This is a genomic window from Mesorhizobium sp. M0590 (assembly GCF_040320905.1).
Classification (GTDB): Bacteria; Pseudomonadota; Alphaproteobacteria; order Rhizobiales; family Rhizobiaceae; genus Mesorhizobium.
Window position 1 is genome coordinate 65,049 of the sequence record NZ_JAMYQN010000014.1, and the last position, 20,263, is coordinate 85,311.

15 protein-coding genes and 2 pseudogenes are annotated in these 20,263 nt (G+C 63.5%); 15 read left to right on the plus strand and 2 right to left on the minus strand.

The features are described 5' to 3' along the window. Positions 1-26: 26 nt before the first annotated feature. The 7 genes from NKI52_RS22285 (at position 27) to NKI52_RS22320 (ending at position 8,359) form a co-directional block, all read left to right on the plus strand. Positions 27-1,565: a sugar ABC transporter ATP-binding protein gene (locus NKI52_RS22285; RefSeq protein WP_502894611.1), complete on the plus strand. Its 1,539-nt coding sequence runs from the start codon at positions 27-29 to the stop codon at positions 1,563-1,565. Beyond that, entirely contained in the window at positions 1,562-3,634 is a 2,073-nt protein-coding gene (locus tag NKI52_RS22290; RefSeq protein WP_352699589.1) for an ABC transporter permease, read from the plus strand. The genes NKI52_RS22285 and NKI52_RS22290 overlap by 4 nt, the downstream gene beginning before the upstream one ends. Before the next feature lie 13 nt (positions 3,635-3,647). Next, a complete protein-coding gene (locus NKI52_RS22295) occupies positions 3,648-4,454 on the plus strand; it encodes an SDR family oxidoreductase (protein WP_352456099.1) in 807 nt (268 codons plus the stop codon). A gap of 10 nt (positions 4,455-4,464) precedes the next feature. Next, the gene (locus tag NKI52_RS22300; RefSeq protein ID WP_352699591.1) at positions 4,465-5,412 is read left to right on the plus strand and encodes a 3-hydroxyacyl-CoA dehydrogenase; all 948 of its coding nucleotides are present in this window, start codon (positions 4,465-4,467) and stop codon (positions 5,410-5,412) included. Further along, positions 5,409-6,371 (plus strand): 3,5-dioxohexanoate:acetyl-CoA acetone transferase, encoded by a 963-nt coding sequence (gene kce, locus NKI52_RS22305; RefSeq protein WP_352699593.1) that lies wholly within the window; start codon positions 5,409-5,411, stop codon positions 6,369-6,371. Before NKI52_RS22300 ends, kce begins: the two co-directional genes overlap by 4 nt. Before the next feature lie 34 nt (positions 6,372-6,405). Continuing rightward, complete coding sequence (locus tag NKI52_RS22310; RefSeq protein ID WP_352699595.1) at positions 6,406-7,284, plus strand: SMP-30/gluconolactonase/LRE family protein; 879 nt, start codon at positions 6,406-6,408, stop codon at positions 7,282-7,284. A gap of 775 nt (positions 7,285-8,059) precedes the next feature. Continuing rightward, a complete protein-coding gene (locus NKI52_RS22320) occupies positions 8,060-8,359 on the plus strand; it encodes a type II toxin-antitoxin system Phd/YefM family antitoxin (protein ID WP_352699597.1) in 300 nt (99 codons plus the stop codon). A 12-nt stretch (positions 8,360-8,371) separates the two neighbouring features. On the opposite strand, the gene NKI52_RS22325 is transcribed toward NKI52_RS22320, so the two are convergent. Then, positions 8,372-8,542 carry a hypothetical protein gene (locus tag NKI52_RS22325; RefSeq protein ID WP_352699754.1) on the minus strand — a complete coding sequence of 57 codons (171 nt, stop codon included), beginning with the start codon at positions 8,540-8,542 and terminating at the stop codon, positions 8,372-8,374. Here NKI52_RS22325 and NKI52_RS22330 point away from each other — a divergent pair. Next, a pseudogene (locus NKI52_RS22330) lies at positions 8,477-8,794 on the plus strand (plasmid maintenance toxin (PemK-like)); the annotation flags it as partial. The gene NKI52_RS22325 and the pseudogene NKI52_RS22330 sit on opposite strands and share 66 nt — an antisense overlap. Positions 8,795-8,899: 105 nt before the next feature. Here NKI52_RS22330 and selD read toward each other — a convergent pair. Then, positions 8,900-9,976 (minus strand): selenide, water dikinase SelD, encoded by a 1,077-nt coding sequence (selD, locus tag NKI52_RS22335; protein ID WP_352699599.1) that lies wholly within the window; start codon positions 9,974-9,976, stop codon positions 8,900-8,902. Positions 9,977-10,455: 479 nt separating this feature from the next. Between selD and fdnG the strand changes: the two genes are divergently transcribed. The 7 genes and pseudogenes from fdnG to selB all read left to right on the plus strand — a co-directional run. Then, on the plus strand, positions 10,456-13,542 hold the full coding sequence (gene fdnG, locus NKI52_RS22340; protein WP_352699601.1) for a formate dehydrogenase-N subunit alpha: 3,087 nt from the start codon (positions 10,456-10,458) through the stop codon (positions 13,540-13,542). A gap of 12 nt (positions 13,543-13,554) precedes the next feature. Next, positions 13,555-14,505, plus strand: coding sequence for a formate dehydrogenase subunit beta (fdxH, locus tag NKI52_RS22345; protein ID WP_352699603.1), 951 nt, complete (start codon positions 13,555-13,557; stop codon positions 14,503-14,505). After that, complete coding sequence (locus NKI52_RS22350) at positions 14,492-15,190, plus strand: formate dehydrogenase subunit gamma (RefSeq protein WP_352699605.1); 699 nt, start codon at positions 14,492-14,494, stop codon at positions 15,188-15,190. The genes fdxH and NKI52_RS22350 overlap by 14 nt, the downstream gene beginning before the upstream one ends. Positions 15,191-15,304: 114 nt before the next feature. After that, entirely contained in the window at positions 15,305-16,225 is a 921-nt protein-coding gene (gene fdhE, locus NKI52_RS22355) for a formate dehydrogenase accessory protein FdhE (RefSeq protein WP_352644293.1), read from the plus strand. 7 nt (positions 16,226-16,232) lie between these two features. Next, positions 16,233-17,654, plus strand: coding sequence for an L-seryl-tRNA(Sec) selenium transferase (selA, locus tag NKI52_RS22360; protein ID WP_352699607.1), 1,422 nt, complete (start codon positions 16,233-16,235; stop codon positions 17,652-17,654). Continuing rightward, positions 17,641-18,429: a tetratricopeptide repeat protein gene (locus NKI52_RS22365; RefSeq protein ID WP_352699610.1), complete on the plus strand. Its 789-nt coding sequence runs from the start codon at positions 17,641-17,643 to the stop codon at positions 18,427-18,429. Before selA ends, NKI52_RS22365 begins: the two co-directional genes overlap by 14 nt. Then, positions 18,426-20,261, plus strand: a pseudogene (selB, locus tag NKI52_RS22370) (selenocysteine-specific translation elongation factor); the annotation flags it as partial. The gene NKI52_RS22365 and the pseudogene selB, both read left to right, overlap by 4 nt. Positions 20,262-20,263 lie beyond the last annotated feature (2 nt).

The window sequence follows — 20,263 nt, forward strand, 5'->3', positions numbered from 1 at the left end:
CTTTCATGCAGGCCGGGACTGGGATAATGATGTCAGCGCATTCGACAGCTGTCGGCATAGAGGGCGTCCGCAAGGCGTTTGGCGCAACAGTCGCCCTCGATGACGTTTCCTTCGAGATCGCTTCGGGCAGCGCGCATGCCTTGCTTGGCGAGAACGGTGCGGGCAAGTCCACGCTCGTCAAGCTGCTGTCGGGACTGGTGCGGCCCGACGAAGGGCAAATCACCGTTCTTGGTGAACCGGCGCCACTCGGTTCGCCGCGCGCCGCGCACGCCAAAGGCGTGCAGACAGCCTTCCAGGAAATGACGCTGGTGCGCGATCTCAGCGTTCTCGACAACATGCTGCTGCCCTACGCGCCTGTCGGCCCGATCGGCCTGATCAAGCGGTCGGCCGCGCGCAAGGCGGTGCGCCAGCACATTTCCGATCTCGGGTTTTCGGTCGATCTTGATGCCGAAGTGGCAACGCTCGATCTCGCCGTCCGGCAGAAGATCGAGATCGCGCGCGCGCTCTATCGCAAGCCGCGCATCCTCTTGCTCGACGAACCGACCTCGACGCTGTCGGGCGGCGATGTCGAATGGCTGGGCGGCATCATCGCGCGGCTGAAGGCGGCCGGTACGACGGTCGTGTTCATCACCCATCGCATGCGCGAGGTGCGGGCCTTCTGCGATACGCTGACCATTCTCAGGAACGGCCGTCATATCGTGACCGCACCGGCTGCCGATGTCCCGGATGGAGAAGTAATCGAAAAGATCATCGGTCGCAGCATCGCCCAGACCTTTCCGCCGAAACCCGAAAGCGAGGCCGTCTTCGGTCCTCCGGTGCTCGGCGTACGCGATCTCAAGGCCGGGAGGAAGCTCGACGGCGTCGGTTTCGACCTGCGCAAGGGCGAGATTCTCGGCATTGCCGGGCTTCAGGGCATGGGCCAGCTCGACCTGTTCCTCGCCTGCTTCGGCATGGCCGAGATCGAGCGCGGCCATATCCTGGTCGACGGCCGCATGGTTTGGCTTGGATCGCCCGCCGATGCGCTCAAGCCCAACATGGCGATCGGGCTGGTACCCGAGGACCGCAAGACCGAAGGCCTGTTCCTGAAACTCTCGGGCCGGCAGAACGTATCGCTGCCGGTCGTCGCGCGTTTTACCCGATTTGGCCTGATCAGCAGGGACGAGGAGGCGCGGGCCGTACAGTCCGCCTTCTCGACGGTCGAGGTCGACCACCGCGCCATGTGGACTAGGGCGGGGGCGTTTTCGGGCGGTAACCAGCAGAAGATCGCCATCGCCAAATGGCTGGTCGCCGAAAGCCGCATCCTGCTGCTCTTCGACCCAACCCGCGGCATCGACGTCGGCACCAAGCACGAACTCTATGTGATGATGCGCGACTATGTGGCGGCCGGCGGCTCGATCCTTCTGCATTCAACCGAAATTCCCGAGCTGGTCCATCAATGCGACCGGGTGCTCGTCCTCTATGACGGTCGCTTGGTGGCGGAGCTTGCCGGCAACGACATCACGGAAGGCGCGATCATGCGACCGGCGCTGGGACACGGCGACTTGGTCCGGGAGGCGGCGGAATGAGCGTGACGAGTTTGCCCGCCGCGGCACCGGCCGCCACAGTGTCGCGGCTCTTCGCGCGGCACAGCGGCGCGATCATCGCGGCGATCGTCTTTGCCGTGCTCCTGCTGATCGTTGATCTGGTCAGTGCCGGGCGGCTCACCTATTTCGACATTTCGTTTCTCTCCAGCGGCGGCGCCACCTCGGCACTGGCGGCGATCGGCCAGACCGTGGTCATCCTGTCCGGCGGTTTCGACCTGTCCGCCGGCGCGGTGATCTCGCTGGTCAATGTCGTCCTGGCAAAAGGCATGGATCCGATGGCGACCGGCACCAGTGTCGCGCTGTGGACCTTGGCCGGAATTGGTGTCGGCATGCTGGTCGGCGCCTTCAACGGCTTCTTCATCGCCGTCCTGTGCATGCAGCCAATCGTCGTCACGCTGTCGACCATGTTCATCCTGCAGGGGGTAACGCTGCTGGTTATGGACAAGCCGGGCGGCTTCGTCTCTCCCGATCTTGGCGCCTTCTATCTCGGTGATGCCATCGCCGGCTGGATACCGATGCCGCTGGTGGTTATTGGTGTCGTCCTGCTCGGCTGGTTCTGGCTCAAAGGCACACGCTTCGGGACGGCTCTCTATGCGATCGGCAGCGATCCGGATGCGGCCGCATCGGTCGGCGTGCGCGTCGTTCTCGTGCGCTTCCTGGTCTACGTCGTAGCCGGCGGCTGCTACGGGCTTGCCGGCGTCTTCATCAGTGCCCAGACCGGCAGCGGCGATCCGCTCGTCGGCAACCCGTTGTTGCTGTCGATGTTCGCGGCGGTCGTTGTCGGCGGTACAAGGCTGGGCGGCGGTCAAGGCGGGCCGGTTGGCACTCTCTTTGGCGCCTACATACTGATGATGGTCGTCAACATCCTGCTCGTACTCAACGTCTCGGCCTATTATTCGACGATCGCCGAGGGCACAATCCTGATCCTTGCCGTGCTTGCCGGCTCGCTGTCGCATGGCTCCGTACTCGCCCGCCAACTGCGTGCGCTACGGGCGCGGTTGGCCGCATGGCGCGCCGGAATGCTGCCCTCGCAGATCGATCGCACCGACCGGCGGCTGAGAATCGCGCGTGGCAGCACCGACGATCAGCAGGCGCCGCAGCCGGCCTTCCATATCCGCAATGCCGAGACGCTGCGTTATGCGCTGCCGGCCTATGTCTGCCTGGCCATCGTCGTGATCGTCACCCAGATCTGGCTCGGACGCGCCATTGTCAACGTCACCTACTGGAACTCGCTGTTCGTGCTGTCGAGCTTCCTCGCCATCCTCGCTCTTGGGCAAGGCAGCGTAATCCTCACCGGCGGGCTCGACCTGTCGGTGCCGTGGACGATCGGTCTCTCGGGCATCCTGCTTGCCGGCATGGTCAACGGCTCGGATGCTGCACTTGCCTATGCGCTGCCGGCGGTGCTGCTCATCGCTTGCCTGATCGGTCTTGCCAACGGCATCGGCATCGTCTTCCTCGGCATTTCGCCGATCGTGATGACGCTGGCCACCAACGGCGTTCTGCAAGGCGTCGCGCTGCTCTACTCGCAGGGTACGCCGGCCGGCTTCTCCTCGCCGATGCTGCGCTGGTTCATGACCGGGAAGGTATTCGTTGTGACGCCGGTGGTGCTGTTCATGATCGCCTTCGTCGTCTTTGCCGTGCTGCTGCTCGGCCGCACCGCTTTCGGCCGCCGGGTTTATGGCATCGGCAACAGCCTGCGCGCCGCCCAGCTCTCCGGCATCGCGGTCGGGCGCACGCTCATCTTCGTCTATGTGCTGTCGGCGGTCTGCGCCGGGCTCGTCGGCATCATGCTGACCGGCTTTTCCGGCCAGGCCAGCCTCGGCATGGGTGACGACTATCTGCTGCCCTCGATCGCCGTTGTCGTCGTCGGCGGTGCGCTGATCACCGGCGGGCGCGGCCATTATCTCGGCATGCTGGGCGGCGTGCTGCTTTTGACCGCGTTGCAGATGCTGCTCGCCGGCACGACGCTGCCTTACGCGACGCGGGCGATCCTGTTCGGGCTGGTGGTGCTCGGTGCCGTCATGGCGCTGCGCGAAAGGCGGATTCAGTGAAAGGAATGGAATAATGAGCTCAAGCGCACCGGCATCGGCGGACGAATTCCTGACCGGGCTCAAAGGCCAGCGCGTGCTGGTGACGGCGGGTGCCGGCGGCATCGGGTTTGCCATTGCAGAGACGCTGTCGAGGCTCGGCGCGCGTGTCGTGATCTGCGATATTTCCGACGAGGCGCTGGCCGCCGCTCCAGAGAGAATTACGCTCGCCGCCGCAGTCAAAGCCGACGTTTCGCGCGACGACGATGTGGACCAGCTGTTCGAGACCGTCAAGGAGAAGCTCGGCGGGCTCGACGCCCTGATCAACAATGCCGGCATTGCCGGGCCGACCGGCGGGGTGGATGAGATCGATCCGGCGGACTGGCGGCGCTGCATAGATATCTGCCTGACCGGCCAGTTCCTGTGCGCGCGGCGTGCCGTGCCGCTGATCAAGGCGGCGGGCGGCGGCTCGATCGTCTCGATGTCTTCGGCCGCCGGCCGCCATGGCTACGCGTTCCGCACGCCGTATTCTGCTGCCAAGTTCGGCGTTGTCGGCCTGACTCAGAGTCTTGCCAAGGAACTCGGACCACATGGGATCAGGGTCAATGCCATCTTGCCCGGCATCATCGAAGGACCGCGCATCGACAAGGTCATTGCCGACCGGGCAAAGCAGCTCGGCGTTTCAAACGAGGAGATGACGCAGCGCTATCTGCAAAACATCTCGCTGCGCCGCATGACCAGCCCATACGATGTTGCCGCGATGGTCGCCTTCCTGCTTTCCGATGCGGGCGTCAACATTTCCGGCCAGTCGCTCGGCGTCGACGGCAACGTTGAGACACTCTGAGGGGGAGATCATGGCGAAGGTAGCAATTGTCGGAAGCGGCTTCATCGGGCGAGCGTGGGCGATCAGCTTCGCTCGTGCAGGCCATGATGTGCGCATGTGGGACCAGGCGCCGGCCGCGGCCAGCGGTGCGCGCGACTATATCGCTGGCGTGCTCGGCGACCTAGCCGCCAACGATTTGCTGCGGGGACAGGCGGTCGATGCCGTGCTTGGCCGCATCACCATTGTGGCGGAGCTTGGCGACGCCTTGGCCGATGCCGTCCACGTCCAGGAGAACACGCCGGAAAACCTCGAGGTGAAGCGGGAAGTGTTCTCCCGGATCGACGCCCTTGCCGGTCCGCAGGCGGTGATCGCCAGTTCCACCTCGGCGCTGTTGCCGTCGAAATTCACCGATCATCTTGAGGGGCGCCATCGCTGCCTCGTCGTGCACCCGATCAATCCGCCCTATCTCATCCCGGCGGCGGAAGTCGTGCCGGCGCCATGGACCTCCGCCGAAACGGTGGAAAGGACCCGCGCCTTTCTTGTCGAGGCGGGCCACGCGCCGCTGGTGATGAAGCGCGAGCTCGACGGCTTCATCATGAACCGCCTGCAAGGCGCGCTGCTGGAGGAGGCGTTCCGGCTCGTCGCCGACGGCTATGCCAGCGTCGAGGACGTCGACACGGGCCTCCGCGACGGGCTGGCGCTGCGCTGGTCGTTCATGGGTCCGTTCGAGACGATCGACCTCAATGCACCGGGTGGTGTGCGCGACTATGTCGAGCGCTACCAGACGATCTATTCCAACATCTTCCCGCAGATGCTGCGGCGCGTCGACTGGGCCGGCGAGGTCATGGAGACCGTCGAGGCCGAGCGCCGCAAGCGGCTGCCGCGAGAAGAACTCGGCAAACGGCAGGTCTGGCGCGACCGCCGGCTGATGGCACTGGCGGCGCACAAAAAAAAGTCGGATCAGGAGTTTGGACGATGACGCAAACAAGCCGCAAGCCCGGCGCCCAGCAACCCAGCGGCAAGGTCATCATCACCTGCGCGGTGACCGGGGCAATCCATACGCCGACCATGTCGCCTTATCTACCGATCACGCCAGACCAGATCGCCTCGGAGGCGATTGCGGCGGCGGAGGCTGGTGCGGCGATCCTGCATCTGCATGCCCGCGACCCCGAGACCGGCAAGCCCGACCAGACGCCAGAGGCGTTCGCGCGTTTCCTGCCGCGCGTCAAGCAAGGCACCAATGCCGCCATCAACATCACCACCGGCGGCAGTCCCTACATGAAGGTGGAGGAGCGTGTGCGGCCCGCCGCCCAGTTCAAGCCGGAAGTCGCCTCGCTCAACATGGGCTCGATCAATTTCGGGCTCTATCACCTCGCCGACAAATACGAGACCTTCAAGTTCGACTGGGAAAGGCCGCATCTGGAAGCGACGCGTGATCTCGTCTTCCGCAACTCGTTCAAGGACATCGAATACATATTGGCGACCTGCTACGACAATGGGACGCGCTTCGAGTTCGAGTGCTACGACATCGCCCATCTGTATAACCTCTCCCACTTCGCTGATCGCGGACTGGTGAAACCGCCGTTCTTCGTGCAGTCCGTGTTCGGCCTGCTCGGCGGCATCGGCACGCACCCGGAAGACGTTGCCCATATGAAGCGTACCGCCGATCGCCTGTTCGGCGATCAGTTTCGCTGGTCGGTGCTGGGTGCGGGCGCCAGCCAGTTGCGCATAGCCGCGCAATCGGCAGCGCTTGGCGGCAATATCCGCGTTGGGCTCGAAGACAGTCTGTGGGCCGGCAAGCGCAGGCTTGCCAAGTCAAATGCCGAGCAGGTGGTGCTCGCCCGCAAGATCATCGAAGGCCTCGGCATGGAAGTGGCAACGCCCGACGAGGCCCGCGAAATCCTGTCATTGAAGGGCGGCGACCAGGTCGCGTTCTGACCGGTTTCTGCAAGTTCGAACAGAGGAGGACGGCATGAAGATCGAAGTCGTGGTGGACGTGAAGACCACGCTGGGCGAGGGACCGCTGTGGGACGTTGAACAGGAGCGCCTCTACTGGATCGACAGTTTCGACGGGCGTGTGTTTCGGGCGACCGCCGACGGCCGCGAGATCCGTTGCTGGGACGTGCCGATGAAGATCGGTTCGATGGCATTGCGCAAGGACGGCGGTGGCGCGGTGGTATCGCTGCAGCGCGGTTTCCATCTGCTTGATTTCGCCACCGGCGAGGTGACGCCGATTCACGATCCGGAGCCGGACAGGCCGATGAACCGGCTCAATGACGGCAAGGTCGATCGGCGCGGCCGCTTCTTCGCCGGCTCAATGGACACGATGGAAGAGGGACCCTCCGGCGGGCTCTACCGGCTCGATCCGGATTTCTCCGTTACCAGAATAGATTCCGGCATCATCTGCTCGAACGGTCCGTGCTGGAGCCCGGACGACCGCACCTTCTATTTCGCCGACACCTGGACCGGCGAGATCTGGGCCTACGACTATAATATCGAAACGGGTGCCGCCGACAACAGGCGCACCTTCACCCGCGTCGATACCAGCCGGGGAGGGGCGGCTGACGGCTCGACCGTCGATTCGGAAGGATTCCTGTGGAACGCGCTGGTCTATGACGGCAGGCTGGTGCGTTACGCGCCCGACGGCAGCGTTGATCGCATCATCGACATGCCCGTCAAGAAGATCACCAGCGTCATGTTCGGCGGGCCGAAGCTCGACACGCTGTACGTCACTTCGATGGCCAAGCCGCCGCTGCCGCGCTTTCCAAGCGACGGTGTCTTGCGCGGCAGCCTTTTTGCCATCACCGGCCTGGGTGCAACGGGAGTTCCGGAGCCAAGATTTGCCGCATAAATCGGTGCTTAATGGCGATCATCCTCCCCGCCTCTTGGTGCCACCCCAACCTCCCGCCGCAGGGCAACCGGCGCTGGAAGCTCGTGCAGTGCGGTTCTGGCGTGGGGTCGTGTCAGGAACTAAGAGCACCAATGGCGGCAGCACGGCAGGCGCTGCGCGAGCCATCACCAGTCCCGTGTTGAGGGCATGTGGGTTTCCGCCATCAACCGCTTCGTCATCGACCACAAGCTGCAGTCATAGCCCTTCGTCTGGACCGACGATCCCGACAAAATCATCACGGCCGCCGCACGCGGGCACCAGGTGCAGGAGTCGATCCATAGCATTGGCTACAGCAGTGTGGCGGTCCGCGAATGTCCAGTCTCCAGCAAGCGGCCAATAGGCAAGTTCGACCCCAAACAGACGTCGTCGTCAGTCTTTCGCTAGTCGAGAGCTGCCGCGGGACGTATTGTGCTAGTGCCGCGGGATGCTCTTCGGTCATTGGCTTCATAACGGTCGGGGCTTTCCTCAACCAGCCTTGCCGCCACAGACAGCCTTATTCCTGTTCGTCACAGCAACGTCCGGCATCGTTTCCAGTTGCGGCTGCCTACAGCAAGTGGAGGTGTTCTGGGCGTTGCGTCTTGGACAATATCGGCGGCGCACTCGCAGAACGAACCCAGGCGAACGGACGAGGGCCTTTGGAAGCTGCCCTGTCACTGCCTCGTTCCATTTGGCGGGCGCCCGACATTTGCGGAAAGCCCGGAAAGCCCGTATATTCCGGAATAAAGGAGTCTCGCCGATGAGCACCACCGTCACCGCCGCCGCCGTCTCGAAAAATTTTGGCGCCTATCAGGATGCCGCGGTCCGCGACCCGGTAATCATCACCAAGAACGGTCGCCCGCGCACGGTGCTGCTGGCCTATGAGGATTTTGTCCGGCTGTCGAAGCGCGACCGGCGGGTCGATCTGACAGCGGAACTCGGCTCGGACGAGATCGCCGCGGTCGAAGCCTCTGAAATGGAGCCGGATCTCGACCATCTCAACGACGAGCTCTCTGGGTCAAAACCCTCGGGTCGAAACGCCTCGGGGCAAAAGGCCTGACGGCAAAAAATGCTACCGGCTGAAATCAAGGTCGGCCACGTCTTCCGTTACTCCTACCTCTGGCCTTGGCAACACCGCGAAGGCCGCGAGGAAGGAGACAAGGACCGGCCCTGCCTGGTGCTCGCGCTGGTCGCCATGCAGGAGGACGGCTCGCCAGTCGTCCGGGTCCTGCCGATCACCCATACGCCGCCGTCCGATCCCGATGATGCCATCGAGATTCCGGCTGCGGTCAAGCTGCGTTTGCGGCTTGACGGCGAGCGGTCGTGGATCGTTTTGACGGAAAGCAACCGGTTCGCCTGGCCTGGCCCCGACATCCGGCCGCTGGAGACGGAGAGCGGCTATTGCGGGCCGCTGCCGCCGGCTTTGTTTGCCGCGGTCAAGCGCCGGTTTGTCGCCATCGCGACAAGCCGGGCGCACACCAGCACGTCGCGCACCGCGCGACGCCGGCAGGCGCTGCGGCATGCCGGGCGGCATCAGGAGGTGGAGTGCCGCGGACTGGAGGGCGCGCCCCGTCATCTGGCGGGGAAGCGGAGCGGCCGTTCAGGCCTCTACTACTATTGTCGGCGCGCCGGGCCTGGCATGGCCGATGATGCGAGCCAAAGGATAGCCGTCCGCGACGATCCTCTCGACGAGCGCCGCTGCGCGGTCGGTCTCGCAAGCAACCAGCAATCCGCCCGAAGTCTGTGGATCCGTGAGAAGATGGCGTCGCCACTCGGGCATGCCGGGAGGTAAGCTTACCGCGTCGCCATAGCTCGCCCAGTTGCGCCGCGATGCGCCGGTAACGTGGCCGTCGACCGCGAGCGAGGCAGCTTCGGAAAAGAGCGGCACGTCGTGGCTGCAAATTATCAGCGTGCATCCGGAACCGCGTGCCATCTCGAGGGCATGTCCGAGCAAGCCAAATCCGGTCACGTCGGTGACGGCGTGGACGCTCGCGTCCTGCGCCAGCTCCGATCCGATCCGGTTGAGAAGGGTGGTGGAGGCGATCATTTCGCGATAGCCGCTCTCGGAAAGCGCCTGCTTCTTGATGGCGGCGGAGTAGATGCCGACGCCGAGCCCTTTCGTCAGGATCAAGGCGTCACCCGGCCTGGTGTCAGAATTGCGTCGGATATCTCCGGGTCGGCATGTGCCGATGACTGCGAGGCCATAAATCGGCTCCGGCGAGTCGATCGAGTGGCCACCTGCAACCGGGATTCCGGCGTCGGCGCAGACAGCTTCGCCACCTTTCAGGATTTCGCGGACCATGAGCATCGGGATCTTGTCGAGAGGCATCCCGAGGATCGCCAGCGCCATGATCGGCCGGCCACCCATCGCATAGATATCGGACAGGGCGTTGGTTGCGGCAATCCGGCCGAAATCGTAGGGGTCATCTACCATAGGCATGAAGAAGTCGGTGGTCGCGATGACGCAAGTCGCGCCGTCGAGTTGCCAGACTGCCGCATCGTCGCCGGTCTCCGTGCCGACGAGAAGCTGATGATAGGGACTGGCAGCCGCCGGATTAGCGAGAAGCTGCTGCAGCACTGACGGTGCCAGCTTACAGCCGCAACCGCCGCCATGGGCGAGGCTGGTCAGGCGCACAACGGGCGCATCGGTTATTTCGGGCGAGAGGGCGATTGCCATAGTCGTCGAGCCTCCTCTGCTGGCACGCTCTAGTAGGGATCAAGGTCAACCGGAATGGAAAATACGATCGCGCCAACGCACGGCGCGTTTGGAGCACGCTTGCTCTCAGCGGATTTCGTTAAGTTAGGAAAGGCAAGCACCGTATCCGGCGTGCGAGGCATCGCCGTCATTGGGTATCGATCGAAAGGCGCCCCGACCCGCGGGAGCTGTTTCATCGCCACGCTTTACAGTATGGCAATGCGTTCGTTTTCGTCAATCGCAGTCGCGGTCACGAAAAGATGACAAGAATATTCAACAATAATACACAAAGCCGATTTGCGGGCACAAGCCTGTTGCAGGAAGGCGGTTCGGAGGGGCACTTTTGCTGCACCATACGCACCTCGTTCTTTGGCATTGATTTTATTTGGTCCGAGACTAGTTAGTCGGCTTGAACCGTTGGTTCGAGTTGCCTTGTGGGGCATCGGCTTCGGGAGGAACCCATGAACATCGATCTTTCTCGACGCGCGTTCCTGCAAACAGCAGGCGCGGGTCTCGCCGGTACTACGCTTGGAGCCCTCGGCTTCGGCGATAGCGAGGCCGCACACGCGGCGGCTATACGGCCCTTCAAGCTCGCGAACACCACCGAAACACGCAACACCTGTCCATACTGCTCGGTGGCTTGCGGCATAATCTTGTATTCGAAGGGCGATCTCAGAAAGGGCGAGCCGGCCGAGATCACCCATATCGAGGGTGACACTGATCATCCGACCAATCGCGGCACCTTGTGCCCCAAAGGGTCGGCCCTGCTCGGATTTGTCAAGTCGCCGACCCGTCTGCAACATCCGATGATCCGCAAACCGGGCTCGGACAAGTTCGAGCCGATAAGCTGGGAAGACGCACTCGGCCGCATCGCCCGTCTGATGAAGGACGATCGCGACAAGAACTTCGTCGCGACGAACAATGACGGCGTGACGGTCAACCGGTGGATCACCACCGGCTTCCTCGCCGCCTCGGCTTCGACCAATGAAACCGCGTTCGCGACCTACAAGGTGGTCCGCAGCGCGGGCATGCTGGTGTTCGACAACCAGGCACGTGTCTGACACGGCCCGACGGTGGCGAGTCTCGCCCCAACATTCGGCCGCGGCGCAATGACCAATTCCTGGACCGACATCAAGAACACGGATCTCGTCGTCATCATGGGAGGCAATGCCGCGGAAGCGCATCCTTGCGGCTTCAAATGGGTCACAGAGGCGAAGGCCAACCGCGGCGCCAAGCTCATCGTCGTCGACCCGCGCTTTACGCGCTCGGCTTCGGTGTCGGATCTTTACGCGCCGATCCGCCAGGGAACGGACATCGCCTTCCTGCTCGGGCTGATCAACTACTGCATCCAGAACGATAAGGTGCAATGGGACTATCTGAAGACCTTCACCAACGCGACGTATGTCGTCAAGGAGGGCTTCACCTATCAGGACGGCCTCTTCTCCGGCTATAACGAGGCGAAGCGAGACTATGACAAGTCCAGTTGGGACTATGACATAGGCACGGACGGCTTTGCCGTTGTCGACGCGACATTGGCCAATCCCCGCTGCGTCTGGAATCTGCTCAAGAAGCATGTCGCGGTCTACACGCCGGAGATGGTCGAGCGCATCTGCGGCACACCGAAGGACCGGTTCCTGAAGGTGGCCGCGATGGTCGCCGAGACGTCGTCTCCGACCAAGGCGATGACCTCGATGTACGCGCTCGGCTGGACCCAGCACTCGAAGGGCTCGCAGAACATCCGCGCCATGGCGATGCTGCAGCTTGTTCTCGGCAATATTGGTATACGCGGCGGCGGCATGAACGCGCTTCGCGGTCACTCCAACATCCAGGGGCTGACCGACCTCGGGCTGATGTCGAACCTGCTGCCTGGTTATCTGACGCTGCCGACCGAGAAGGAGGTCGATCTGGCAGCCTACATGTCGACCCGAGGCTTCAAGCCGCTCCGGCCGAACCAGATGAGCTACTGGCAGAACTACAGGAAGTTCTTCGTAAGCTTCCAAAAGTCAATGTGGGGCAACGCGGCAACGCCGGAGAACGGCTTCGCCTACGACTACCTGCCGAAGCTCGACCTGCCGGGCTACGATCTGCTGCGGGCTTTCGAGCTGATGCACCAGGGCAAGATGAACGGCTATTTCTGCCAGGGCTTCAACCCGCTACAGGCAGCTCCGAACAAGAAGAAGGTGATCGAGTCCCTCTCGAAGCTCAAATACCTCGTCATCATGGATCCGTTGGACACGGAGACGGGCCGGTTCTGGGAGAACCACGGGCCGTACAACGATGTCGATCCGTCGCAGATTCAGACGGAAGTCTACCAGCTTCCCTCCACCTGCTTCGCCGAGGACGACGGCTCGCTGGTCAATTCGGGGCGCTGGCTGCAGTGGCATTGGGCCGGCGGCACGCCCCCCGGCGAGGCCAAACGCGATACCTGGATTATGGCGCAGCTCTATCTGCGCCTGAAGGAGCTCTACACCAAGGAAGGCGGCGCCTTCGCCGAGCCGATCGTCAAGCTCAACTGGCCTTATGCCGATCCCGGCGATCCGACGGCCGAGGAGCTTGCCCAGGAGATCAATGGTAGGGCGCTCGCCAGGGTAACCGACACGGCCGACCCGACAAAGGTGCTGGCCGAGGCCGGAAAGCTCTTGCCGGGCTTCGCCGCGCTGCGCGACGACGGCTCCACCTCCTGCGGCTGCTGGATCTATTCCGGCTGCTTCAACGAAAACGGCAACAACATGGCCAGGCGGGACACCACCGATCCTGACGAAACCGGCGCCTATTCCAAATGGGCGTTCTCATGGCCTGCCAACCGCCGCATTCTCTACAACAGGGCGTCGGCTGACCTCACCGGAAAGGCTTGGGATCCAAGCCGCAAGGTGATTGAATGGGACGGCACGAAATGGTCGGGCTACGATGTCCCCGACATCTTGCCAACGGCAAAGCCCGATCAAGTAGGCCCGTTCATCATGAATCCGGAGGGCGTCTCGCGCCTCTTTACCCGGGGCATGATGCGCGACGGACCATTCCCGGCGCATTACGAGCCATTCGAGTCGCCCATCGCGAACCCGATAGCTCCCAAAGTCCGCGGCAACCCCGCAGCGCGGGTGTTCGAAGGCGATATGGCCCAGTTCGCCGAATCGGCTTCGCAGGAGTTCCCCTACGCGGCGACCTCCTACCGACTGACCGAGCATTTCCACTTCTGGACCAAGCACGTCATCACCAATGCGGTGATGCAGCCGGAGTTTTTCGTGGAAATTTCGGAACAGCTTGCGGCCGAGAAGGGCATCACCAAAGGCGGCTGGGTGCGCGTCTGGTCGAAGCGCGGTTCCGTTGTGGCGAAGGCCATGGTGACCAAGCGGATCAGGCCGCTCACCTGCGATGGCAAGACCGTCCACATCGTCGGAATACCGCTGCACTGGGGCTTCACGGGAGCGGCGAAGAAAGGCTTTGGCCCGAACATGCTCACCCCCTTTGTCGGCGACGCCAACATCGAGACGCCGGAATACAAGGCGTTCCTTGTCAACATCGAGCCCATCGCCGGGCCGGTAGCGTAGGAGGAGTAAGCGATGTTTCCTCCACTTCCAAATCCTTCGACGACGGATACCGCACCGCGTTTTTCCGACAAGGACCTCATCCGCCGCTCTGCCTCGACGGTTCCCGCGCCCGAGCAGCAATTGACGGAAGTCGCCAAGCTCATCGATGTTTCGAAATGCATCGGCTGCAAGGCGTGCCAGACGGCCTGCATCGAGTGGAACGACACGCATCCGGAGATCGGCTTCAATGCCGGCGTCTATGAGAATCCTGCCGATCTGACGCCGGACATGTTCACGCTGATGCGCTACAGCGAATGGGACAATCCCGAGACGAACGAACTCGAATGGCTGATCCGCAAGGATGGCTGTATGCACTGCGCTGACCCGGGCTGCCTCAAGGCTTGTCCGGCACCAGGCGCCATAGTGCAGTATTCGAACGGCATCGTCGATTTCGTCCATGAGAACTGCATCGGCTGCGGCTATTGCATCAAGGGTTGCCCGTTCAACATTCCGCGGATCTCCAAAGTCGATCACACGGCCTACAAATGCACGCTCTGCTCCGACCGCGTGGCTGTCGGCCAGGGACCAGCCTGCGCCAAGGCCTGCCCGACCCAGGCAATCGTGTTCGGCACAAAAGACGAGATGAAACAGCACGCCGACGGCCGCATCAAGGACCTGAAATCGCGGGGCTATCCGAATGCCGGCCTCTACGATCCGCCCGGCGTCGGAGGGACGCATGTGATGTATGTGCTGCACCATGCCGACCAGCCGGAACTCTATTCTGGTCTGCCGAAGGAGCCGAAGATCAGTCCGCTCGTGGAGGCGTGGAAGGGCGTGACCAAATATGCCGGCCTCACCATTCTCAGCGTGGCGGCCGGCGTCGGCCTGCTTCACCATCTGGTCATGGGACCGAACAGGGTCTCCGAGACGGATGAGGAGCATGCCGAAGAGCTGACGGAAGGCGACAACGATGGCCGCGTATGACGTGAAGCCGAACGAGCAGGTACATCCCGGCAAGCCAGTCATCGTGGACCGCTACACGGTGGGCGCGCGGATCAACCATTGGATCACGGCGGCCAGCCTGATCCTGCTCGCCTTGTCCGGCCTTGCCATGTTTCACCCGAGCCTGTTCTTCCTGTCGGGGCTGTTTGGCGGCGGCCAGTTCACGCGCTTCGCTCATCCATGGATCGGCGTCTTGCTCTTCTGCAGCTTCCTTGGGCTTTTCCTTCGGTTCTGGAAGGCCAATTTGTGGAGGCCCGAGGACGGAACGTGGCTCGCTCGTTTCCGTGACGTATTGTCCAATCACGAGGACAACGTCCCCGAAGTCGGCAAGTACAATGCCGGCCAGAAGCTCGTCTTCTGGTCAATGTCGATCCTCATCATCATCCTGATTTCGAGCGGCATCGTCATCTGGCAACAATATTTCGCCGCTTACACCACGATCGGTCAGCAGCGGGTGGCGCTGCTTGTTCATTCGATCGCTGCCGTGGCGATCATCGGCGTCTGGATTATCCATTTCTATTCGGCCATCTGGGTACGCGGCACCATTCCCGCCATGACGCGCGGACGGGTGACCGGCGGCTGGGCTTGGCGGCATCATCGCAAATGGCTGCGTGAACTGATCGCAGGCAAACCGGACGGACGTTCGGGATCGAATCCCGCCGAATGAGCGGGTATTTGTTTTTACGCAATTCCGGACGGAAAACCGTTATACACTTTTCGTGGAATTGCTCTGGAGCAGTATCAAGCCGACCACGTGGCCCGTGAGGTTCGTGAGGTTGAAATGCCAAAGCAACAAGATCCGTCACGCCCTGACCCGACTGTAATCGGCGAGGTCTCGGCTCCACCCTTTGCGCGCCTGCCTGATCCGCGGACCTTGTTCATTCGCCGCTCCGAGCGATTGGATGTGTTGGCGGATGACCACCAGCTCGGCCCCTATCTCCGCTTCCTCTCTGCACTGACGGATGCGCAGCACCGCATCCAGGACGGCTTGCCGGAGATCGAATTGCCGACCGCGGAGGCGCGCGAGCGCGCACGAACCTTCGGTATGCCGCCGCTCGATCGCAACCAATCCACTTCGGATGCCGCCCTTGGAATGACGCTCGGCCGCCTGTTCGAAGTGGCAGCCGCGATCGAAAAACCCAAGGCGGCCGCAGCCGCCTTGGACAGGCTGGCGAATATCGATGCGTCCGGGGTCGACTCCATGGTGCGCAATGTGCTCACCGATGCGATCCCAATGAACGCGCTTGCCGAGCATGTCTATGTCGCGGCCGCGCTGCAGGTTCACTTTGCCCGCCTCGCGGCATGTCTCGACAGCTCGAAGCTGGTTCCGGTTGCCGACGGCGCCTGTCCGGCCTGCGGTGGGCCGCCCGTATCCTCGATCATCGTCGGTTGGCACGGCGCACACGGGGCGCGGTTCTGCGTCTGCGCGCTGTGTGGAACATTGTGGAACCACGTCCGTGTCAAATGTACGCTGTGCGGCTCGACCAAGGGGATAGGCTATCAGGAAATCGAGGGAGGCCCTGGCACGGTCAAGGCCGAGACCTGCGATGCATGCGGCTGCTATGTAAAGATCCTGTACCAGCACAAGGATCCGGCTCTCGATCCGGTCGCCGACGACGTGGCGACGCTCGGCCTCGACCTGCTCGTCCGCGAGGGTGGCCATCGCCGCGGATCGTTCAATCCGTTCCTTGTTGGCTATTGAGGATACGATGACCGCTTCATCGGCAAACCCTTTGCGCAACCTTCCGTCGGTCGACCAAGTGCTGAGGACCCCGCTGGCGGCGGCCGCAATCGAGCGCTTCGGACGGCAGGCCGCGACGGAGGCCATTCGCCGAGCCGTCGCCGATGCACGAATGGCCTCCCGCAATGCCGGAGCCGTCGTGCCGGAGGCAAACGATCTTGCCGGCGACGCGCTCGTGCAGCTCAGGGACGGCGAACGCTCTTCCCTGCGTCCCGTTTTCAACCTGACCGGAACGGTGCTGCATACCAATCTCGGACGAGCCCTCCTCGCGAAAGAGGCGGTCGAGGCTGTTCGGCTGGCGATGCGCGAAGCGGTGGCTCTCGAATTCGATGTCGAGAAAGGCGAGCGCGGCGAACGGGACGATCATCTTCGATCGCTCGTTTGCGAGCTGACCGGAGCCGAGGATGCAACCGTCGTCAACAACAACGCGGCTGCCGTCCTTCTCGTGCTCAACACGCTGGCGCTCGGTCGCGAAGCGATCGTTTCGCGAGGCGAGTTGATCGAGATCGGCGGCTCTTTCCGGATGCCCGAGATCATGACGCGCGCCGGCGCCAGGCTTGTCGAGGTCGGCACCACCAACCGCACGCATCGCAAAGACTATGTCGCGGCGATCGGCCCGGAGACCGGGCTCATCCTCAAGGTGCACACGTCGAACTACCGGGTCGAAGGATTCACGGCCGAGATCCGAGCACCCGAGCTCGCTTCAATCGCCAAGGCGCATGGGGTACCGCTGGTCCATGATCTCGGTTCGGGCACGCTGGTCGATCTAGCCCGCTACGGCCTTGGGCGCGAGCCGACCGTGCGCGAGGCGGTCGCCGACGGCGCCGATCTCGTCACATTCTCCGGCGACAAGCTGCTTGGCGGTCCGCAGGCGGGTTTCATCGTCGGCCGCAGGGACCTGCTCGCAGCGATCAGCCGCAACCCGATGAAGCGGGCGCTCAGGGTCGACAAGCTTCGTCTGGCCGCGCTCGAGGCGACGTTGAAGCTCTACCGCGACCCCGACCGCCTGGCCGAGCGCCTGCCGACGCTAAGGCTGCTCTCGCGCTCGGTGAGGGAGATTGCAGCGCAGGCAAAGCGCCTTGCTCCCCTGGTTGCTGACGCCGTGGGCGAAGCCTTTGCGGTCGACACGGTGGAGTGCCGGAGCCAAGTCGGATCCGGCGCGCTGCCGCTCGAAACTGTGCCAAGCGCCGGGCTTGCTCTCAAGCCGCGCTCAGGGAGCGGCCGGGCGCTCGAAGCGCTTGCGGCTGCGCTGCGTGGGCTGGGCGTCCCCGTGATCGGGCGCATCGAAAACCAGGCGCTCGTGCTCGATTTCCGCTGCCTGGAAGACGAGGCGAACTTCATCGCCAATCTAGCCGGCTTAAATCTGGGAGGAACCGATGCGCTGGCTTGACCGCCTTGCGCGCCGCCCAGCCGAGACGCCTGTGGCCGGAGGCATGACCGAGGCCCTCGAAGCCGCGCGGCGAGGCGATCATGCCGTGGCTCTCTCCATATGGGAGCCGCTGGCTCACCAGGGCGTTGCCCGCGCTCAGAACAATATCGGCGCCTGCTTCGCCGAAGGGCTCGGCGTCGAGCGTGATGCGGATATGGCCTTTCGCTGGCTGGCGCTCGCCGCCGAGGCAGGAGATCCTGTCGGGCAAAGGAACCTGGCCTCGCTCTATTTCCGCGGCGAAGGCGTTCAGCAGGACTTTCGCCGGGCGGCCGAGCTCTATCGGGCCGCAGCGGAAACGGGCGACGGACCGGCGCAGGATATGCTGAGCTGGATGCTGCTGGAGGGCGAAGTGATGGCTCCCGATGCCGGCGAGGCGCGACGCTGGGCGCTTGCCGCGGCCGATCAGGGCATCGCATCCGCTATGACCCGGATCGGCATGCTTTATCACAATGCGCTCGGCGTGCCGCGCGATCCGGACGAGGCTGTCCGCTGGTGGCGCCGTGCTGCCATGCGAGGAGACGCCGAAGGGCAGGCAATGCTCGGCGCCGCCTGCCATCTTGGTACGGGCGTGCCGGCTGACGCGGTCGAGGCGCTGGTTTGGCTCCTGCGTGCCGAGGCAGGCGGCAGCGCCCTTGCCCGCCGCTATCTGGCTGCGGTGCGGGCCGAATTGAGCGCGGGCGATGCCGCCGAGGCCGAGCGTCGCGCCGCCGCGCCGTTGCCGGAGACCGCATCATGATCGTCGGCACGGCGGGACATGTCGATCATGGCAAAACTGCGCTGGTGCATGCGCTGACCGGTATAAACACCGATCGTTTGCAGGAGGAAAAGACACGCGGCATGACGATCGATCTCGGCTTCGCCTATTTGCCGGTGCCGGGTGGGGATAGCATCGGTTTCGTCGATGTTCCCGGGCACGAGCGTTTCGTACACACGATGCTCGCCGGCGCCAGCGGCATCGACTTCGTGTTGCTCGTGGTGGCCGCCGACGACGGCGTCATGCCGCAAACCCGGGAGCATCTCGCCATCGTCGACCTGCTCGGTGTCAAGCGCGGCGCCGTCCTGCTCACGAAATGCGATCTGGCCGGTCCCGAGCGCCGCACTGCGGTGGCGAACGATTTCCGCTCGGTGCTTGCCGGGACGATGCTTGCCGAGGCCCACCTGATTCCCGTCTCGGTCGTTACAGGCGAAGGTATCGATGAACTCAGGTATCTCTTGGTCGAGGAGGCGTCGCATCTTGCCCGGCGTGCAGTTTCGGGCCGTTTTCGACTAGCGGTGGACCGCTCGTTCACGCTGCGCGGCGTGGGCACCGTCGTGACGGGCACCGTGCTTTCGGGTTCTCTCGGTACTGGGGACAACGTGGTCGTAAGCCCGTCAGGATTGCTTGCGCGGGTCCGATCGATCCACGCCCAGAACCGGCCGGCCGAACGTGGTCGGGTGGGAGACCGCTGCGCGCTCAATCTGACCGGCGAAAGGGTTTTCAAGGAGGCGATCCGGCGCGGCGACGTAATTGTCGATCCGAAGCTTCACGCGCCGTCGGACCGGATCGATGCAAGCCTTCGCGTTCTGCCGGGTGAACGCAAGCCGATCGGCCAATGGTTTCCGGTGCGGCTCCACCATGCCGCGACGGAGGTGGGAGCACGCATTGTACTCCTCGGAGACGAACCGATCGGGCCTGGCGGCACGGCCAATGTTCAATTGGTGCTGGACAGTCCGATCGCGGCCGCTGCCGGCGACGTTTACGTGGTGCGCGACACCTCCGCGCAGCGAACCATCGGCGGCGGACATTTTCTCGATCTGCGGGCGCCCAGCCGCAAACGCCGCGCGCCGGAACGGTTGGTCCAACTCGATGCCCATGCGCTATTGGCGCCCGAACTGGCCGCCGCCGCACTCCTTGATGCGCCGCCCCACTATTTCGACCTGAAGGCTTTCGCGCGCGACAGGGCGCTTAGTGACTGCGAGACGGAAGGCCTGATCGATCAACTCGGGCTTGTCCGTTTTGCCGTCGGAGAAATGCTCCTCGTGCTGTCGCCGGAGCGCTGGTTGCGATTCAAGCGCGACTTGGCCGCGACCCTGGAGACCTTCCATGCCGACAATCCGGATTTGCCGGGCGTAGGAATGGAGAGACTGCGTATTGGGCTTGATCCACGTCTGCCGGCGCCCGCTTTCACGGCAGTTCTGCGGAGCCTTTCGCACGCTGGAGAAGTTGCCTTGGACGGCGCCTGGGTGCGGCTGCCCGGTCATGAGGCGCACCTGACGGCAAAGGATGAAACTCTCTGGCTGCAAATCCAGCCTCTCATCGGCGGACCCGAACGGTTCCATCCGCCGAGAGTGTGGGATATTGCCGAGGTGCTGGCCGCGCCGGGGACGGAAATCCGGCGGCTTCTGAAGCTTGCCGGCCGCATGGGGAAGGTCCACGAGGTCGCTCATGACCACTTCTTCCTGCGCGAGGCGTTGGCGCAGATCGTCGAGATCGCGCGCGACCTCGCTGCGTCGATGCCCACAGAGCAGTTCACCGCTGCTCAATTTCGCGATCGCGTGGGCAGCGGACGCAAGGTCGCCATCCATATCCT